15 protein-coding genes and 1 other annotated feature are annotated in these 16,678 nt (G+C 37.3%); all 15 genes read right to left on the bottom strand.

Annotated elements, in window-relative coordinates; all coding sequences use genetic code 11:
• Window positions 1–756, bottom strand: coding sequence for a 23S rRNA (guanosine(2251)-2'-O)-methyltransferase RlmB (rlmB, locus tag ACERII_RS03975; RefSeq protein WP_373640241.1), 756 nt, complete (start codon window positions 754–756; stop codon window positions 1–3).
• Window positions 753–1,172 (bottom strand): Mini-ribonuclease 3, encoded by a 420-nt coding sequence (locus tag ACERII_RS03970; RefSeq protein WP_373640239.1) that lies wholly within the window; start codon window positions 1,170–1,172, stop codon window positions 753–755. Before ACERII_RS03970 ends, rlmB begins: the two co-directional genes overlap by 4 nt.
• Before the next feature lie 2 nt (window positions 1,173–1,174).
• Complete coding sequence (gene cysS, locus ACERII_RS03965) at window positions 1,175–2,575, bottom strand: cysteine--tRNA ligase (RefSeq protein ID WP_373640238.1); 1,401 nt, start codon at window positions 2,573–2,575, stop codon at window positions 1,175–1,177.
• 37 nt (window positions 2,576–2,612) lie between these two features.
• Window positions 2,613–3,260 (bottom strand): serine O-acetyltransferase, encoded by a 648-nt coding sequence (gene cysE, locus ACERII_RS03960; RefSeq protein WP_373640237.1) that lies wholly within the window; start codon window positions 3,258–3,260, stop codon window positions 2,613–2,615.
• 46 nt (window positions 3,261–3,306) lie between these two features.
• Window positions 3,307–3,540 (bottom strand) — a binding site (T-box leader).
• A 9-nt stretch (window positions 3,541–3,549) separates the two neighbouring features.
• Window positions 3,550–5,007: a glutamate--tRNA ligase gene (gene gltX / locus ACERII_RS03955; RefSeq protein ID WP_373640235.1), complete on the bottom strand. Its 1,458-nt coding sequence runs from the start codon at window positions 5,005–5,007 to the stop codon at window positions 3,550–3,552.
• Between the two features lie 184 nt (window positions 5,008–5,191).
• Complete coding sequence (ispF, locus tag ACERII_RS03950) at window positions 5,192–5,668, bottom strand: 2-C-methyl-D-erythritol 2,4-cyclodiphosphate synthase (RefSeq protein ID WP_373640233.1); 477 nt, start codon at window positions 5,666–5,668, stop codon at window positions 5,192–5,194.
• Window positions 5,665–6,360, bottom strand: coding sequence for a 2-C-methyl-D-erythritol 4-phosphate cytidylyltransferase (gene ispD, locus ACERII_RS03945; protein ID WP_373640232.1), 696 nt, complete (start codon window positions 6,358–6,360; stop codon window positions 5,665–5,667). The genes ispF and ispD overlap by 4 nt, the downstream gene beginning before the upstream one ends.
• Before the next feature lie 142 nt (window positions 6,361–6,502).
• Window positions 6,503–7,597 (bottom strand): PIN/TRAM domain-containing protein, encoded by a 1,095-nt coding sequence (locus ACERII_RS03940; RefSeq protein WP_373640231.1) that lies wholly within the window; start codon window positions 7,595–7,597, stop codon window positions 6,503–6,505.
• Between the two features lie 204 nt (window positions 7,598–7,801).
• On the bottom strand, window positions 7,802–8,884 hold the full coding sequence (gene disA / locus ACERII_RS03935) for a DNA integrity scanning diadenylate cyclase DisA (RefSeq protein ID WP_373640229.1): 1,083 nt from the start codon (window positions 8,882–8,884) through the stop codon (window positions 7,802–7,804).
• On the bottom strand, window positions 8,859–10,265 hold the full coding sequence (radA, locus tag ACERII_RS03930; RefSeq protein WP_373640227.1) for a DNA repair protein RadA: 1,407 nt from the start codon (window positions 10,263–10,265) through the stop codon (window positions 8,859–8,861). Before radA ends, disA begins: the two co-directional genes overlap by 26 nt.
• A gap of 137 nt (window positions 10,266–10,402) precedes the next feature.
• Window positions 10,403–12,835, bottom strand: coding sequence for an ATP-dependent protease ATP-binding subunit ClpC (clpC, locus tag ACERII_RS03925; protein WP_373640225.1), 2,433 nt, complete (start codon window positions 12,833–12,835; stop codon window positions 10,403–10,405).
• Window positions 12,836–12,859: 24 nt separating this feature from the next.
• Entirely contained in the window at window positions 12,860–13,930 is a 1,071-nt protein-coding gene (gene mcsB, locus ACERII_RS03920) for a protein-arginine kinase McsB (protein WP_373640224.1), read from the bottom strand.
• Window positions 13,931–13,932: 2 nt separating this feature from the next.
• The gene (gene mcsA, locus ACERII_RS03915) at window positions 13,933–14,469 is read right to left on the bottom strand and encodes a protein-arginine kinase activator protein McsA (protein ID WP_373640222.1); all 537 of its coding nucleotides are present in this window, start codon (window positions 14,467–14,469) and stop codon (window positions 13,933–13,935) included.
• 14 nt (window positions 14,470–14,483) lie between these two features.
• Entirely contained in the window at window positions 14,484–14,963 is a 480-nt protein-coding gene (locus ACERII_RS03910; protein WP_373640220.1) for a CtsR family transcriptional regulator, read from the bottom strand.
• Window positions 14,964–16,493: 1,530 nt separating this feature from the next.
• Window positions 16,494–16,678 (bottom strand): hypothetical protein (locus ACERII_RS03905; RefSeq protein WP_373640219.1); only part of this gene is annotated, 185 nt, incomplete at its 5' end.

Genomic DNA, 16,678 nt, shown 5'->3' with positions numbered 1-16,678 from the left:
TTAACCTCTTCCTTGAGGTTTTCGTTTTCTGTATACTTCATACATAAGTAAACTTGCCGCTACAGAAGCATTGAGTGAAGTCACTTTCCCCGCAAGCGGAATGCTAACAAGAAAATCACATTTTTCTTTTACCAAACGGCTTATTCCTTTACCTTCACTACCGATTACAAGTACTAAGGGCATATCGAGGTCTACTTCGCGATAATCTTGTGAACCTTTTGCATCAGTTCCAATAAACCAAAGACCTTCTTTTTTTAGCTCGTCCATTGTTCTTGCCAAATTCGTCACTCTTGTTACTGGTATATGTTCCATAGCACCAGCTGATGCTTTAGCTACTGTATAAGTTAAACCTACTTGTCTTCTTTTCGGAACGATAACTCCGTGAGCACCTACTGCATCGGCAGTTCGTAATATCGATCCTAAATTATGAGGATCCTCTAACTCGTCCAGTAGTAAGAAAAATGGGGCCTCGTTTCTTTCTTCTGCTCTTTGGAATAAAACAGATAAATCCTGATATTCATAAGCAGCAATTTGTGCTACTACTCCTTGATGATTCTGAGTATCAACTAATTGATCGAGCTTTTTTCTAGGAGCTATTTGAACATTCACTTGTGCCTGTTTGGCTAGCTGTGTTACAGATGACATTTGCCCCTTTTGAGAACCTTCTGCAATCCAGATTTTGTTTATAGGTCGCTCTCCTTTTAATGCTTCTATGATTGGATTTTTCCCATAAATAAATTCAAACTCATTACTCATTTTTCACCCTCCCTTCCTTCTACAATATCAAAGGTTTCTTGAATTAGTTCGTCTAATCGATTATGTTGATCTGTAAGATACAAATAGCCAAATAAGGCCTCTAAAGCAGTACTATATCTGTAAGTAGCATGGTCAGTATTCTTAGGAATAGTACCCGATTTTGCATTTCGCCCTCTTAATGCAACTGACTTTTCCTCTTTAGTTAAACGGTCTGTTTCGAAGAAGATATGCAGAACTTTTGCTTGCGATTTAGCCGAAACATAATTTGTTGCTTCTTTATGAAGTTTATTCGGTCTTACTTGACCTTTTGATATGAGGCGGTATCGGACATAGGTTTCCAATACCGCATCCCCCATATACGCTAGAGCTAAAGCATTTAACTGCTCTGGTTCATTCACTAACATATTGAGTTTCACATCTACACCCTCTTCCAGCGAGTACCTTGAGGTGTATCTTCAAGGATTATACCCTTATCCTTGAGTGTGTCTCTTATTTCATCTGCACGATGGAAGTCACGATTTTTCCTTGCATCAATTCTTTCCTGAATGAGCGTTTCAATCTCTTCATCAAGAAGTGTGGCCACTTCTTTTAGATGAATTCCTAATACGAGAGACATTTCATCTAGTTGTTTTAAAAAGTACTGTAAAACTTCTTTATTTGTATGCTTTTCTCTTAAATAGATATTTCCAAGCTTAACAAGCTCAAACATTACCGCTACTGCGTTCGCACTATTAAAATCATCGTCCATCGCTTCAATAAACTCGTCGTGATACTTTTTAATATCTTTAACCCATTTATCATTATCTTCCGCTAAATTAACAGTTTCCTGTAATCTGTGTTGAAGATTTTTATACGTTGTTCTCATTCTTTCAAGACCACTCGCTGCACTAGTTAACTGGTCGTCACTGAAATTAATTGGGCTTCTATAATGAGCATTAACAATAAAGAAACGAACTACTTCCGGGTCGAATTTTTTTATTATGTCATGTACTAGAATAAAATTACCTAAGGACTTTGACATTTTCTCATTATCGATATTAATATACCCATTGTGAATCCAATAGTTAGCCATTTGCTTCTCATTTAATGCTTCTGATTGAGCTATTTCATTTTCATGATGTGGAAATGACAAATCTTGACCACCTGCATGAATATCAATTGTGTTCCCTAAATACTTCTTTACCATTGCAGAGCATTCAATATGCCATCCCGGACGTCCATTTCCCCAAGGGCTATCCCAATAAATTTCACCTGGTTTCGCACTTTTCCATAGAACAAAATCGAGGGCGTCCTCTTTTTTCTCTCCTACTTGGATACGCGTTCCTAATTGTAAATCATCTATTGACTGATGAGACAGTTTTCCATAATCATCAAATTTCCTTGTTCGGAAATATACATCTCCTTCCGCTTCATATGCAAAACCTTTTTCAACAAGTCGCTCAATAAAAGAGATAATTTCTGGCATTGTATCTGTCACCCTTGGGTGAACATCTGCCTTTTTCACCCCTAATTTTCCTGTATCTTCGTGATAAGCTTCAATAAAGCGCTCCGCAAGTGTTTGTACGTCCTCACCCATTTCCTCGGCAGCTTTAATTATCTTATCGTCTACATCTGTAAAATTAGAGACATAAGTAACTTCGTATCCTCGATATTCCAGATAACGTCTTACCATATCAAATACCACTGCAGGTCTTGCATTGCCTATATGAATGTAGTTGTATACAGTTGGTCCGCATACATACATCTTAACTTTTCCTTCTTCTAATGGAACAAAGGGCTCTATTTTTCTATTTAGTGTATTATAAAGTTTAATACTCATCTCTTTTTTCCCTCCTGTAATTTACATTTATAAGGATCTATTTTACTTTCTCTTTTTTCAATTCGGAGATTTCTTTTTTCAAACGGAGTAGCTCTCCTTCTAACTCCCGGAACTTATCCGCAATTGGATCTGGCAAATTTATATGATCTAGATCATGCCCTACTTTTACACCATCTTGAATGACCACTCTCCCTGGAATACCAACAACAGTGGAGTTTGGTGGCACCTCTTTCAATACAACCGATCCAGCCCCTATACGAGAATTTTTCCCAATACGCATGGAACCTAATACCTTTGCACCAGTCGCAATAAGAACATTATCTTCTATTGTTGGATGACGTTTACCTTTTTCTTTTCCCGTTCCACCGAGCGTTACTCCTTGAAAAATAGTAACATTATCACCAATTTCACATGTTTCTCCGATAACAACACCCATCCCGTGGTCGATGAACAATCTTTGCCCAATTTTTGCTCCTGGGTGGATTTCAATTCCAGTAAAAAAACGACTTACTTGTGAAATAAATCTTGCTATAAAATAAAACCGTTTTTTCCATAACCAATGAGCGAATCGATGATTCCATATAGCATGAACACCTGAATAAGTTATAAAGACTTCTAACCTATTCCGAGCTGCTGGATCTTGTTCTAACACAACGTCAATATCATTTTTTAATGTTCGAAACATAGTACTGCCTCCTCTCATTAGAAAAAGCGTCTCTGTGCCTTTACGACACAGAGACGCCTACACGTGGTTCCACCCTGTTTGAGCAACTATATCCATTGCTCCACTCAAAAGAAAATAACGGCTTCTTATCCGTCCTTACCTACTAACTTATTTAAAAAGTGTTCAGAAAGAAACTCAGAGGTGCATTTTCAGAAGAGTATCCTCAAGCTGCTTTCAGCCGATGGCAGCTCTCTCTATCTAGGAATAAAACCTTCTTACTTTTCCTCATCTTCGTTTTCTTTATATTGACTTATTTTAGTAATTTATCGATACGGCTCGCTACTGTTTCTTTCCCAATAAGTGTAATCGCTTGAGGAAGATCCGGTCCATGAGTCTGGCCTGTTACTGCTACACGAATTGGCATAAACAACTTTTTACCTTTATGTCCAGTAGCTTTTTGAACGTCTTTCATTGCTTTTTTTATTTCCTCTGAAGAGAAAGTTGCAAGCCCTTCTACTATTTCTTTAAATGAAGTTAGGACTTCTGGTACTTGCTCTTCCGCTAGCACTTCTTTCGCTTCTTCATTATAATCTATTTCATCCATAAAGAACAACTCTGTTAACTCAACTATCTCTGCACCATAGCTCATTTTTTCTTGATGAAGCGCGATGAGAGCTTGCGCCCACTGCCGCTCCATCCCATCCATATCCACTGGTAACCGCCCAGCCTTTATTAAATGAGGGAGAGCCACATCCACAGCTTTATCTACACTGGCTTCTTTCATATATTGATTGTTCATCCAAGCTAATTTTTTTGTATCAAAAACAGCAGGTGCTTTAATTACTCGCTCAAGACTAAACTGCTCAATTAATTGATCCATAGAAAGGATTTCTTCTTCCCCACCTGGAGACCATCCTAATAAGGAAATAAAATTAACAATGGCTTCTGGCAAGTAACCTAAATCCCGATACTGCTCAACAAACTGAATGATAGACTCATCCCGTTTACTCATTTTTTTATGATCCTCATTCAGTATGAGAGATGCGTGAGCAAATGTTGGAGTTTCCCATCCAAATGCCTCAAACAAAAGAACTTGTCGAGGTGCATTAGATAGATGTTCTTCTCCACGAATAACATGGCTAATTTGCATTAGGTAATCGTCAATAACTACTGCAAAATTATATGTGGGAATACCGTCTTTACGTGCAATAACGAAATCACCAATACCATCCGTATCGAATGTTACTTTACCACGGACAATATCATCCACAACAACGGATTGGTACTCAGGAACTAAAAATCGCACGACAGGTTTACGCCCTTCTTTTTCATATGCATCCCTTTGTTCTTTTGTTAAATTACGATCTCTACCACTATATTTCGGAGTCAAACCTCGGGATCTTTGTTCTTCTCGCTCTGCTTCCAGTTCTTCTTCCGACATATAACAGTAATATGCTTTACCATTTTCAATTAGCTCGTCAATATATTTTTTATAAATATCTAAACGTTCCATGCTTTGATATGGAGCATGTGGTCCGCCAATATCGACACTTTCATCCCATTCAATTCCTAACCATTTTAAGCTATCAAGTAGCTTTTCTGTTGCAGTTTCCACATTTCTTGCTTGGTCTGTATCTTCAATTCGAACGATAAATTTACCATTTCGATTTCTTGCAAATAAATAATTAAATAACGCGGAACGCGCTCCACCTATGTGCAAGTGCCCTGTTGGGCTAGGTGCAAATCTTACACGAACTTCTTGAGTCATTTTATGACACCTTCCAATCTTTTGTTCATTTCTCATTATTTTATCATTCGTACACTTGTGGTCAAGTTTTCCAGGATTACTATTACTGAATTAGACGTCTATCCTCTGAAAATACGACTACCAGCACTATATTGTAATACTAACTTTGTTGGTTATTATTCATTATACATGGGAGACTACCCTTTTATTCTTGTACTAATAAAACGACAGCCATTGAAGCTATTCCTTCTTCTCTTCCCGTAAAACCTAGTTTTTCCGTAGTAGTTGCTTTCACATTCACTTGACTTACTTCCGCTCCTAAAAGTTCTGCAATCCTATGATTCATCTCACTTATGTATGGTGCCATTTTTGGCTTTTGAGCCATAATAGTACAATCAATATTCCCTAATGTAAATCCTCTCTCCTGAACAAGCTTCCAAACATGCTTTAGTAATTCTGCCGAATCAGCACCTCTATATGCTTCATCTGTGTCAGGAAAGTGTTTTCCTATATCACCTTCACCGATAGCACCTAAGCATGCATCAGCAATGGTATGTAATAAAACATCTGCATCTGAATGGCCTAATAACCCTTTCTCATAAGGGATATTAATTCCACCCATGATTAGTGGTCGACCTTCAACAAGCTGATGTACATCGAATCCTTGTCCAATTCTAATCATGACTTTCCATCCCTTCTTTTCTGTAAAATTGCTTCACCAAACAACATATCTTCAGGAGTGGTTATTTTAATATTTTCATAATCACCCTCCACAACATGAACCATTTCACCAACATATTCTAGTAAAGATGCGTCGTCCGTTCCTAAATAACTTGTAAGTTCCGCCTGTCTGTGAGCGTATAATAAAGTTTCAAGACGAAAAGCCTGTGGAGTTTGGACCGCCCACAAGCTGCTACGATCAACCGTTTCTGCAACTACTCCATTGATAACTTGCTTTATTGTATCTTTCACAGGTGTAGCTATTATGGAAGATCCTTTTGTTAAAACAGAGGTTACAAGCGTATGAATACTAGATTGATTGATGAAAGGTCTTGCTCCATCATGAACTAATACAATCGGGTTTCCTTTCAACACCTTTAATCCTTCAAATACACTCTGCTGTCTTTCCGCTCCACCCTCAACAACATGATCTACTTTTGAAATATTGTATTTAGCTACTAAAGCTTGTACTATCTCTTTTTCGTCCTTGTTGACGACTAAAATGATAGAAATACAAAGAAGATCCTCCTCAAACACACGGAGCGTGTGTATGAGGAGGGGGGTTTTATCCATTAATAAAAATTGTTTATTTATCCCAGCCTTCATTCGTTTTCCTTGGCCTGCTGCTGGTATTACGACATAGTAATTTTCCATAAGAATACCGTTCCTTTATATAATGGGTCTTTTATTACGGCCTCTTTACCCATCATTGCTTTTCGTTCACAAACATAACCATTTGCGCACTCTCACTTTAATTAAGACTATATAAAAAACTATTATTTCTTTATATTATAAATTAAAGTGCTTTTTCTAATAGTTTAGGTTTTGCAAAAATCATTCTACCTGCAGATGTTTGTAAAACACTCGTAACAACGACTTCTATATTTTTACCAATATAATTTCTTCCTTCTTCAACGACAATCATTGTTCCATCATCCAGATATGCAATACCTTGATTTTGTTCTTTCCCGTCTTTTATAACCTGAACGGCCATTTCTTCCCCTGGAAGAACTACCGGTTTTACTGCGTTAGCCAAATCATTAATGTTTAAAACAGAAACACCTTGTAAATCACAAACTTTATTTAAATTAAAATCATTTGTTACAACATATCCGTTTAATACCTTTGCCAATTTTACAAGCTTACTGTCTACTTCTTGTATCTCTTCAAAGTCACCTTCATATATTTCTACATTTACAGGTAACTCCTTTTGGATCTTATTCAAAATATCTAGACCACGTCTACCTCTATTACGTTTTAAAACGTCGGAAGAATCTGCAATATGTTGTAATTCTTCTAGTACAAATTCTGGAATCATTAACGTTCCTTCTAAGAATCCCGTTTGACATATATCAGCAATACGTCCATCGATAATAACGCTTGTGTCTAAAATCTTAAGTGAGCCGCGTTCTTCTTCCTCCAGCGAATCTTGTTTTTTGTCCTTCATAGAACGATTTCCCATAGGAAATAGATTTACTAATTCATCACGTTTTTTAAATCCAACTTGGAATCCTAAATATCCTAATAATATCGTTAAAAATAGTGGTAATATCGTACTAAAAACAGGGATCGCTACAGCTTCTAGAGGTAGACCTATTAGATATGCTAATAGTAACCCTATCCCTAAACCCATCGTTCCAAATAATAAATCTGTGACAGGTGCTTTTACTAACGTTTCCTCTACTAAACGGATCAACCCTACGATATTATCCACTAACCAAAAAGTAGATAAAAATAAAATAAGTGCACCTATAAATACTCCTGCGTAGGAGCTCGCTAACCAACTAGGGATACTTCCAAAATTCAATAAGTCAATTAAATATGGTAAATATAAAAATCCAAGAGTTCCGCCAACCAACAAGATAAATAATTGTACTATTCTTCGAAGCATCTACTTCACCTCCTTTATTAATTATAGACAACTGTACGGAATTCAAACATACTTCTAGATAAATCACAAAAAGTTACACACTTTTTGTGATTTTAAAGGAATAATAACACCTTATCAGAGGTATTTCCCAATGTCAATTGAAGCAAATTTACTATTATAACTTTAAACAAGTCTCTTCGTCAAGGGTTGAGTTTATTTGACAAACTATATATGTCTGTCAATGAAAAGCTGTTCTTGTATTCTAGTCAACCCTTCCTTTATTTTTCTAGCTCTTGCTTCTCCAATACCATCTACCTCATCTAATTCCTCTGTAGTGGCCCTCATAATTTGAGGGAGGTCTTCAAATTTTTGTATTAAATTTTCGACAACTAATGGCGGTATTCTCGGGATTTTATTCAAGATTCGGAACCCTCTAGGACAAACTGCGAATTCCGCTAGATTGGTTGTTTTACTATAACCTAATAGTTTTACAATCACTTGATCATCAAGTAATTCTTCATTAGACAAACGCTTTAATTTTCTAAGTAATTGTTTAGGATCTTGATTACCATCCTTCATATAATCCTTAATGAGTAAAACTGCTTCTTTCTCTGTGTTCGATACTAATTCTTCTAATTGCATAGAGATTAAGCGACCTTCATTTCCTAGTTCGTTTACATAATTCAATATTTCCGTTTTAATCCGTAAAACCATTTCGATTCGATGCATTACTTGTGAAACCTCTTGAAAGGTAACAAGTTCTTCAAATTCTAACGCTCCTAGGTTGGTTACACCTTGGTCCAATACAGACTTGTATTTATCTAATGTCTGAATCGCTTGATTGGCTTTCGTCAATATAACACCAATATCCTTTAAAGCATATCTGTATTCTCCCTGATATAAGGTAATGACATTTCTTCGTTGTGAAATAGAGATAACAAGATTTCCTGTCTGCCTTGCAACACGCTGAGCAGTACGATGTCTAATACCTGTTTCTGTTGATTCTATTGCATTATTTGGTACTAACTGTGTGTTAGCATATAAAATACGATCACCTGTTTCACTTAAAATAATAGCTCCGTCCATTTTTGCTAATTCATATAAATATGCAGGTGAAAAATCACAATTAATAAAAAATCCACCATCAACAATATCCATCATATTGTTGCTGTAACCTAGAACGATTAGCCCTCCGGTTTTTGCGCGTAAAACATTGTCTATACCTTCACGCAAAGGGGTCCCAGGTGATACTAGCTGTAAAACCTCACTAATGAAAGTAGAATCATAATTCGAATCGTGGTGCTCCACTAGTCGTACCTCCTAACGTTACTTCCAATGCCTCATTAACTGTATTTACTCCAATAACTTCAATTCCTTTTGGAACAGTCCAACCACCAAGGTTTTTCTCCGGTAAAATAACTCTTTTAAAACCAAGTTTACTCGCCTCTATGACGCGCTGTTCTACTCTAGACACTCGTCGCACTTCTCCAGTCAAACCTACTTCTCCAATAATGACATCTGTAGGTGGAGTTGCGGCATCTCGAAAACTAGATGCAATAGCAACTGCAATTGCTAAATCTATCGATGGTTCATCGAGTTTTACTCCACCTGCAACTTTAATATATGCGTCTTGGTTTTGAAGCATCATCCCTACCCTCTTTTCAAGTACTGCCATGATTAAGGATATACGATTATGATCAATTCCCGTTGCCATCCTTCTAGGATTACCAAAGCTTGTAGGAGAAATGAGCGATTGAATTTCAACGAGAACTGTCCTCGTACCTTCCATCGATGCCACCACTGCGGATCCAGCTGCGCCTTCTGTTCGTTCTTCTAGGAAAATTTCGGAAGGGTTCAATACTTCTTCTAGACCAACTTCCTTCATTTCAAATATACCTATTTCATTGGTTGACCCAAACCTGTTTTTTACAGCTCGCAATATCCGAAACGTGTGGTGACGCTCTCCTTCAAAATAAAGCACACAGTCTACCATATGCTCTAACAACCTTGGACCTGCTATTGCTCCTTGTTTTGTTACATGACCTACGATAAAAATAGCTATTCCTTTTGTCTTTGCAATCCTCATAAAAGCAGCAGTGGACTCTCTAACTTGAGAAACGCTTCCTGGTGCGCTTGTTACACTATCAAGATAAACAGTTTGAATGGAATCAATTACAACTAATGTTGGCTGGATTTCGGATATCATTTTCTCTATAATCTCAACATCTGTTTCTGCTAAAACAAATAATTCGTCTGCTCCAATGTTTAACCGATCTGCTCGGAGTTTCGTTTGTTTTACAGATTCTTCGCCTGAAATATATAAAACTCGATGTTCTCTTTTTGCAATTTCTCCTGAAACTTGAAGAAGGAGTGTGGACTTTCCTATACCGGGGTCACCGCCGACGAGAACTAAGGAACCTGGGACAATTCCTCCACCTAGAACACGATTTAACTCAGTAATATATGTATCGTAACGATCCTCTTCCTTGCTCTCAATCTTTGTAATAGGTTGGGGTTTAGCGACACTAGTAGAAGACGAAGTAACAAAACCTCTTTCTTTTTTTGATGGCGCTGCCTCAAACTCCTCCACCATCGTATTCCAATTCTGACAACCTGGACATTTTCCCATCCATTTTGTAGACTCATACCCACAATCTTGACAAACAAATTTCGTCTTCCGCTTCACCATGTAAACACTCTCCCCGAATCTCACTCTATTCTTTATTTTACCATGTTTCGAGTTTTTAAAAAGTAATATGAGAAAAACCGGAATAGTCCTAGTATGGACTTATTCCGGCATCTTACTTAGCAATTTTGTACTTCTATTTATTTAGAAGAGACAGTATAATCGCCGTCTTTTACATCCATTACTACATTTTGTCCTTTGACAATGGATCCTCGTAGTAGCTCTTCTGATAATCGATCTTCTACTTCTTTTTGTAGTGCTCGACGAAGTGGCCTTGCTCCATACTCAGGATCAAATCCTTCATCTGCGATTTTTGCCATTGCCTCATCCGTTAACTTAAACTCAATTCCCTGTTCGGACAAACGTTTTGTTAATTCGTTTGCCATAAGGGAAACAATTTGTTTAATATGCTCTTTTTCTAAGGAATGGAATACAATAGTTTCATCAATTCTGTTCAAGAATTCTGGACGGAAAGCTTTTTTCAACTCAGCCATCACTTTCCCTTTCATATCCTTATACTCTTGACCATCTAATTGTGCTGTAAATCCTAAGGTCTTTGATTGACGGAGGACACTAGCACCAACATTAGAAGTCATGATGATAGCAGTATTTCTAAAGTCAACACGACGTCCTTTTGAGTCTGTTAAGAATCCGTCTTCTAGCACTTGTAATAATATATTAAATACTTCTGGATGTGCTTTTTCAATTTCATCTAATAAGATAACAGAATATGGTTTTCTACGTACTTTCTCTGTTAATTGTCCACCTTCTTCATGACCCACATATCCTGGAGGTGATCCAACAAGTCGAGATGTATTGTGCTTTTCCATATACTCAGACATATCGATTCGGATAATTGCATCTTCATCTCCAAACAGAGATTCCGCGACAGCTCTTGCAAGTTCCGTTTTCCCAACACCTGTAGGTCCTAAGAAAATAAAGGATCCTATAGGACGTTTTGGATCTTTCAAACCAGCCCGAGCTCTACGAATTGCCTTTGATACAGCCTTTACAGCTTCGTCTTGACCAATTACACGATCATGAAGAATTTCTTCCATACGTAAAAGTCGATCTGTTTCTTCTTCTTCTAATTTGCTAACGGGTATTCCAGTCCAGCTTCCTACAACTTGTGCAATATCCTCGGTAGTAACCTCTGAATTTTCCTGTCCCTGTTTCTCTTTCCATTCTTTCTTCATTGCCTCAAGTTCTTCACGTACACGTTGCTCACTATCTCGTAATGACGCAGCTTTTTCGAATTCTTGACTTTGTACTGCTGCATCTTTTTCTTTTCTCGTCTCTTCCAGCTTTTGCTCCATCTCTTTTAAGTTTGGAGGGGCTGTGTAAGAACGTAACCTAACTTTTGACGCAGCTTCATCTATTAAATCAATCGCTTTATCTGGTAAAAATCTATCGGAAATATAACGGTCTGATAGTTTTACAGCTGCTTCGATAGCGTCATCTGTGATTTCTACGCGATGGTGTGCCTCATAACGATCTCGTAACCCTTTTAATATTAAGATAGATTCATCTGTCGTTGGTTCGTCTACTTGAATTGGTTGGAACCTTCTTTCAAGTGCTGCGTCCTTCTCAATATATTTACGATACTCATCTAGAGTAGTTGCACCGATACATTGAAGTTCTCCACGTGCTAAGGATGGCTTCAAGATATTAGAGGCATCAATCGCACCTTCCGCACCACCTGCACCGATTAATGTGTGTAATTCATCAATAAACAAGATAACATTACCTGCTTGACGAATCTCCTCCATTACCTTTTTCAAACGGTCCTCAAATTCACCACGATATTTTGTACCTGCAACAACTGTTCCCATATCTAATGTCATTACTCTTTTGTTACGTAATGTTTCTGGTACTTCATTGTTTACGATTTGTTGTGCTAATCCTTCCGCAATAGCCGTTTTACCAACACCTGGCTCCCCAATAAGCACTGGATTATTTTTTGTGCGACGACTCAAGACCTGAATTACACGTTCAATTTCTTTGGATCTACCAATAACAGGATCAATTTGTTCTTCCTTGGCAATCGCAGTCAAATCACGAGCTAAGCTATCTAAAGTTGGTGTATTCACATTACTACCAGCTCCACCAGTCGTTTGCTGTTGATTATTGGATGATTCATTACTTCCTAACAATTGGAGTACTTGCTGTCTTGCTTTATTTAGACTCACACCAACATTGTTTAGCACTCTCGCTGCTACACCTTCCCCTTCACGAATTAACCCTAGAAGGATATGCTCGGTTCCTACATAAGAGTGACCTAACTTTCTTGCTTCATCCATGGACAACTCAATTACTTTTTTTGCACGGGGAGTGTAATGAATTTGTTTCGTTTTTTCTTCTCCACGTCCTATTAAATTTTCTACTTCTGTTTGTATTTTTTCTGGGCTTAATCCTAGAGCAGAAAGTGCCTTTGCAGCTATTCCTTCCCCTTCTCGAACTAATCCAAGTAAAATGTGCTCTGTACCTATATTATTGTGGCCTAATCTCATAGCCTCTTCTTGTGCTAAAGCTAATACCTTTTGCGCTCTTTCTGTAAAACGACCGAACATCATAATAGCTCCACCTCCGAAATGTTTCTACCTTTTTTTCTCTAACATTAGTCTCTCTCGTATTAATGTAGCTCTTCGTTGATCTCTTTTTTCAGCTGAAAGAATTTCTCCTGCATACTGTTGTAAAAATCCTGGTTGTGTTAATATCATTAGTTCGTTTAAAATATTTCCACTTACGTCATCTATCAAACCCATGTCTATTCCTAATCTCACATCTGATAGACGTTGCGTTGCTTCTTTTGATTCCATATTGCGGCTATAAGAAAGAATACCAAAGGATCGATACACCCTATCCTCCATTTGAAGCTTGGAATGTTCAAGCAAACTTTCTCTAGCTGCTCTTTCTTGCTGGATCAGTTGAGAAACGACACTACGTAAGTCTTCCACAATATCCTCTTCCGATTTACCTAACGTCATTTGGTTAGATATTTGAAATAGGTTACCTAAAGCTTCGCTACCTTCCCCGTAAATTCCTCTAACAACTAAACCTAATTGATTAATAGCTGGTAGAATTCGGTTCATTTGTCTTGTTATAACTAATGCTGGAAGGTGCATCATCACGGATGCCCGTAAGCCCGTTCCTACATTTGTAGGACAACTTGTTAAATATCCTCTTTTTTCTTCAAAAGCAAAATCAACTTTGTCTTCCATCCAGTCATCAATTTCATTTGCACACTTTAAACCTTCACTCAATTGAAAACCCGATAATAATACTTGTATGCGAAAATGGTCCTCTTCATTAATCATAATACTTAAAGATTCATCTTCACTTAGTAAAACTGCACCTGCTTTTGACTCATCTGATAGATTAGGACTTATTAAATGCTTTTCTACAAGAACACGTTTTTCATTTTGTTTCATGTCCTCCATTTTTAATAATTCTAATTCACCAAATTTTTCATGATTCTTCTTTGCAAATGTTGTATTTACAAGAGAAATGATTTCTTCTAGTTTTTCTTTCGATGCTGTGATTGGAAATGGTGCATCACTTATATTTCTTGCTAACCGCACACGACTACTTAGTACAATGTCAGAATCCGGTCCTTCATTATTCATCCATGGACTAATGGCTTTACTAATAAAATTTTGAAGTGACATGTTCACCCCTCCTTTTTATCATTTAAGCTCTTCTCTAAGGAGCGAATTTTATCCCGGACTTCTGCAGCTTGTTCAAACTCTTCTTCACTAATATATTGCTGCATATTCTCCTTTAGTCTTGCTATTTCTTTATGAACATGGAGATCCTTCCCTTTTCTTACCGGGATTTTCCCTCCATGATTGGCATTTCCGCTATGAATTCTCTTTAAAATAGGATCCAGTTTCTCATTAAATGTTTTATAACAAGAGGAACAACCGAAACGTCCAATTTCAGCAAATTGCTGATATGTCAGTCCACAATGTTCACATTTTAACTCTTTTTTGGGACGCATAAGCCCTTCAGAAGATGGCTTTATAGACTGTTCTACATCTAACAAGCCTGAAAGCAATTGGTGAATTGAAAAACTATTTGATCCAGGGATGTACTCTCCTTTTTCTTTCGCGCATGTCTCACATATATGAAATTCCGTCTTTTCACCATTAATTATTTTTGTGAAATGCAACGTCGCTTGACGCTGTTGACATTCCTGACAGAGCATCATATTCCCCTCCTTTAATCTTTTTCCCTTGAATCTTTATATTTCAATGTAGTAATCATAGCCTTTAACATCCTTGCTCTTAATTCATCTCGATAAGGCAACTTTAGACCAATGATTGACCTATCAATGACACTTAGCATTAGATTTGCTTCTCTTTTAGAAATGGCTTCTTCTTCATATAAACGAGATATGATACTTATGGCCGAGTTTTGAGCTATACCTTCATCAATTAGTGCTATTATTTGATCAAACAATTCTAATTGGTCATTCGGCTTCACCTTAATAATACGTATATACCCTCCACCACCACGTTTACTTTCTACCATAAACCCTTTTTCCACAGTAAACCGTGTACTAATCACATAATTAATTTGTGAAGGTACACATTCAAAACGATCTGCAAGCTCACTTCTCTTAATTTCAATGATCTCACTGTTGCTACGATCAATAATTTCTTTTAAATAACTTTCTATTACATCAGATATATTTCTCATGCCATACCCCCTCTACATTTTTCATGAAAAGGCGCAAAATTTTACTCACTTTGACTTTGACTTTGACTTTGACTTTGACTATCTTTGACTTTAATTATATTATATCCATTTTTTTTCTTACTGCAACACTTTACACTTGAAAAAAAGCGAAAAAATCTTATTTAGGTAAACTTGGCTTACCACAAAATCCATAATGGCAAAAACCAAGTTTATCTTATACTAATCAGTTAGATAAGTTTCTTATAGTAGAACACCAGGGAATTTTATATATGTAGTTTTGTGTATGTGCAACTATACTACTTTTCACAGTATAGCCAAGACAAATAGTCTTAATTCGGATTTTTGTGGGATATATAAGATATGCATTTCCTTTGGAAAACTATAACGGTATTCTAAAAGGTATTTTACCCTCTTTTGAGATAGAAGAAACTTGTTTGCCTATGAAAAATTAATTGTAGGAGTCTATTAAATCAAAAATCCCCCTCTAATTTTAGACATACAAATAAGGTTTGGCATAAAATAAAATCAGGTATGATTGCAGTTTTAATAGAAAGAATAAAGATCTGGAACATCCTGAAGCTCTTATAATTAAGTGCCTTGCTTCATTTATATCTACGTTGGGGCTACTGAACGCTTCATGGATCTCCAATTTCTCCTTTTCTTCTTTGTTCGGTCACTTTAACACTTTCATTGTTACCCAACTTCACCTTTTTTCCCCGTTCGGTCACTTTAACACCTTCATTGTTACCGAACTTCGCTTTTTCTTCCTTGTTCGGTCACTTTAACACCTTCATTGTTACCCAACTTCACCTTTTTTTCCCCGTTCGGTCACTTTAACACCTTCAATGTTACCCAACTTCACCTTTTTTTCCCCGTTCGGTCACTTTAACACCTTCATTGTTACCCAACTTCGCTTTTTCTTACACGTTCGGTCACTTTAACACCTTCATTGTTACCGAACTTCGCTTTTTCTTCCTTGTTCGGTCACTTTAACACCTTCATTGTTACCCAACTTCCCCTTTTTTTCCCCGTTCGGTCACTTTAACACCTTCAATGTTACCCAACTTCACCTTTTTTTTCCCCGTTCGGTCACTTTAACACCTTCATTGTTACCCAACTTACCCTTTTTTTCCCCGTTCGGTCACTTTAACACCTTCATTGTTACCCAACTTCACCTTTTCTTACACGTTCGGTCACTTTAACACCTTCAATGTTACCCAACTTCCCCTTTTTTTCCCGTTCGGTCACTTTAACACCTTCATTGTTACCCAACTTCGCTTTTTCTTACACGTTCGGTCACTTTAACACCTTCAATGTTACCCAACTTCCCCTTTTTTTCCCGTTCGGTCACTTTAACACCTTCATCTTGCTGAACTTTCTTTTCTTTTCTCTTCTTCTCGAAGTTCGGTCACTTTAACACTTTCATGGTTACCGAACTTCCAAATATAAACGGAGTTGGGGCTTCATAAGACCTTCATGAATGCATTTCTACTGCTACACTATTCTCTTGTGAACCCATGAACCTTGACATTAGCGTTCGAGTTTAACTTCCTTGTTCAGACTCGGATCACGATGACCTGGGAATCTCTTCGTCTCCAGTACTTCCTCGATTCTCATGGGCATAGCCGATTCCGGGTCTCTAACCCTTGTATCCTCAACCTTGTTGGTCCTACTGACACTCGCTTTTACTATGTAACTACACACAACTCTTTGCA

Origin of the sequence: Evansella sp. AB-rgal1, from assembly GCF_041820985.1 — a bacterium.
Taxonomy (GTDB): domain Bacteria; phylum Bacillota; class Bacilli; order Bacillales; family Salisediminibacteriaceae; genus Evansella.
This window is presented reverse-complemented; position numbering and strand designations above follow the sequence as displayed.

Coding starts and splice junctions, on each gene's coding strand:
- ispD (WP_373640232.1), bottom strand. CDS start 6,360: ATGGAAAATTACTATGTCGTAATACCAGCAGCAGGCCAAGGAAAACGA.
- clpC (WP_373640225.1), bottom strand. CDS start 12,835: ATGATGTTCGGTCGTTTTACAGAAAGAGCGCAAAAGGTATTAGCTTTA.
- gltX (WP_373640235.1), bottom strand. CDS start 5,007: ATGACTCAAGAAGTTCGTGTAAGATTTGCACCTAGCCCAACAGGGCAC.
- cysS (WP_373640238.1), bottom strand. CDS start 2,575: ATGAGTATTAAACTTTATAATACACTAAATAGAAAAATAGAGCCCTTT.
- cysE (WP_373640237.1), bottom strand. CDS start 3,260: ATGTTTCGAACATTAAAAAATGATATTGACGTTGTGTTAGAACAAGAT.
- mcsA (WP_373640222.1), bottom strand. CDS start 14,469: ATGCTCTGTCAGGAATGTCAACAGCGTCAAGCGACGTTGCATTTCACA.
- rlmB (WP_373640241.1), bottom strand. CDS start 756: ATGAGTAATGAGTTTGAATTTATTTATGGGAAAAATCCAATCATAGAA.
- radA (WP_373640227.1), bottom strand. CDS start 10,265: ATGGTGAAGCGGAAGACGAAATTTGTTTGTCAAGATTGTGGGTATGAG.
- ispF (WP_373640233.1), bottom strand. CDS start 5,668: ATGATTAGAATTGGACAAGGATTCGATGTACATCAGCTTGTTGAAGGT.
- ACERII_RS03910 (WP_373640220.1), bottom strand. CDS start 14,963: ATGAGAAATATATCTGATGTAATAGAAAGTTATTTAAAAGAAATTATT.
- mcsB (WP_373640224.1), bottom strand. CDS start 13,930: ATGTCACTTCAAAATTTTATTAGTAAAGCCATTAGTCCATGGATGAAT.
- ACERII_RS03940 (WP_373640231.1), bottom strand. CDS start 7,597: ATGCTTCGAAGAATAGTACAATTATTTATCTTGTTGGTTGGCGGAACT.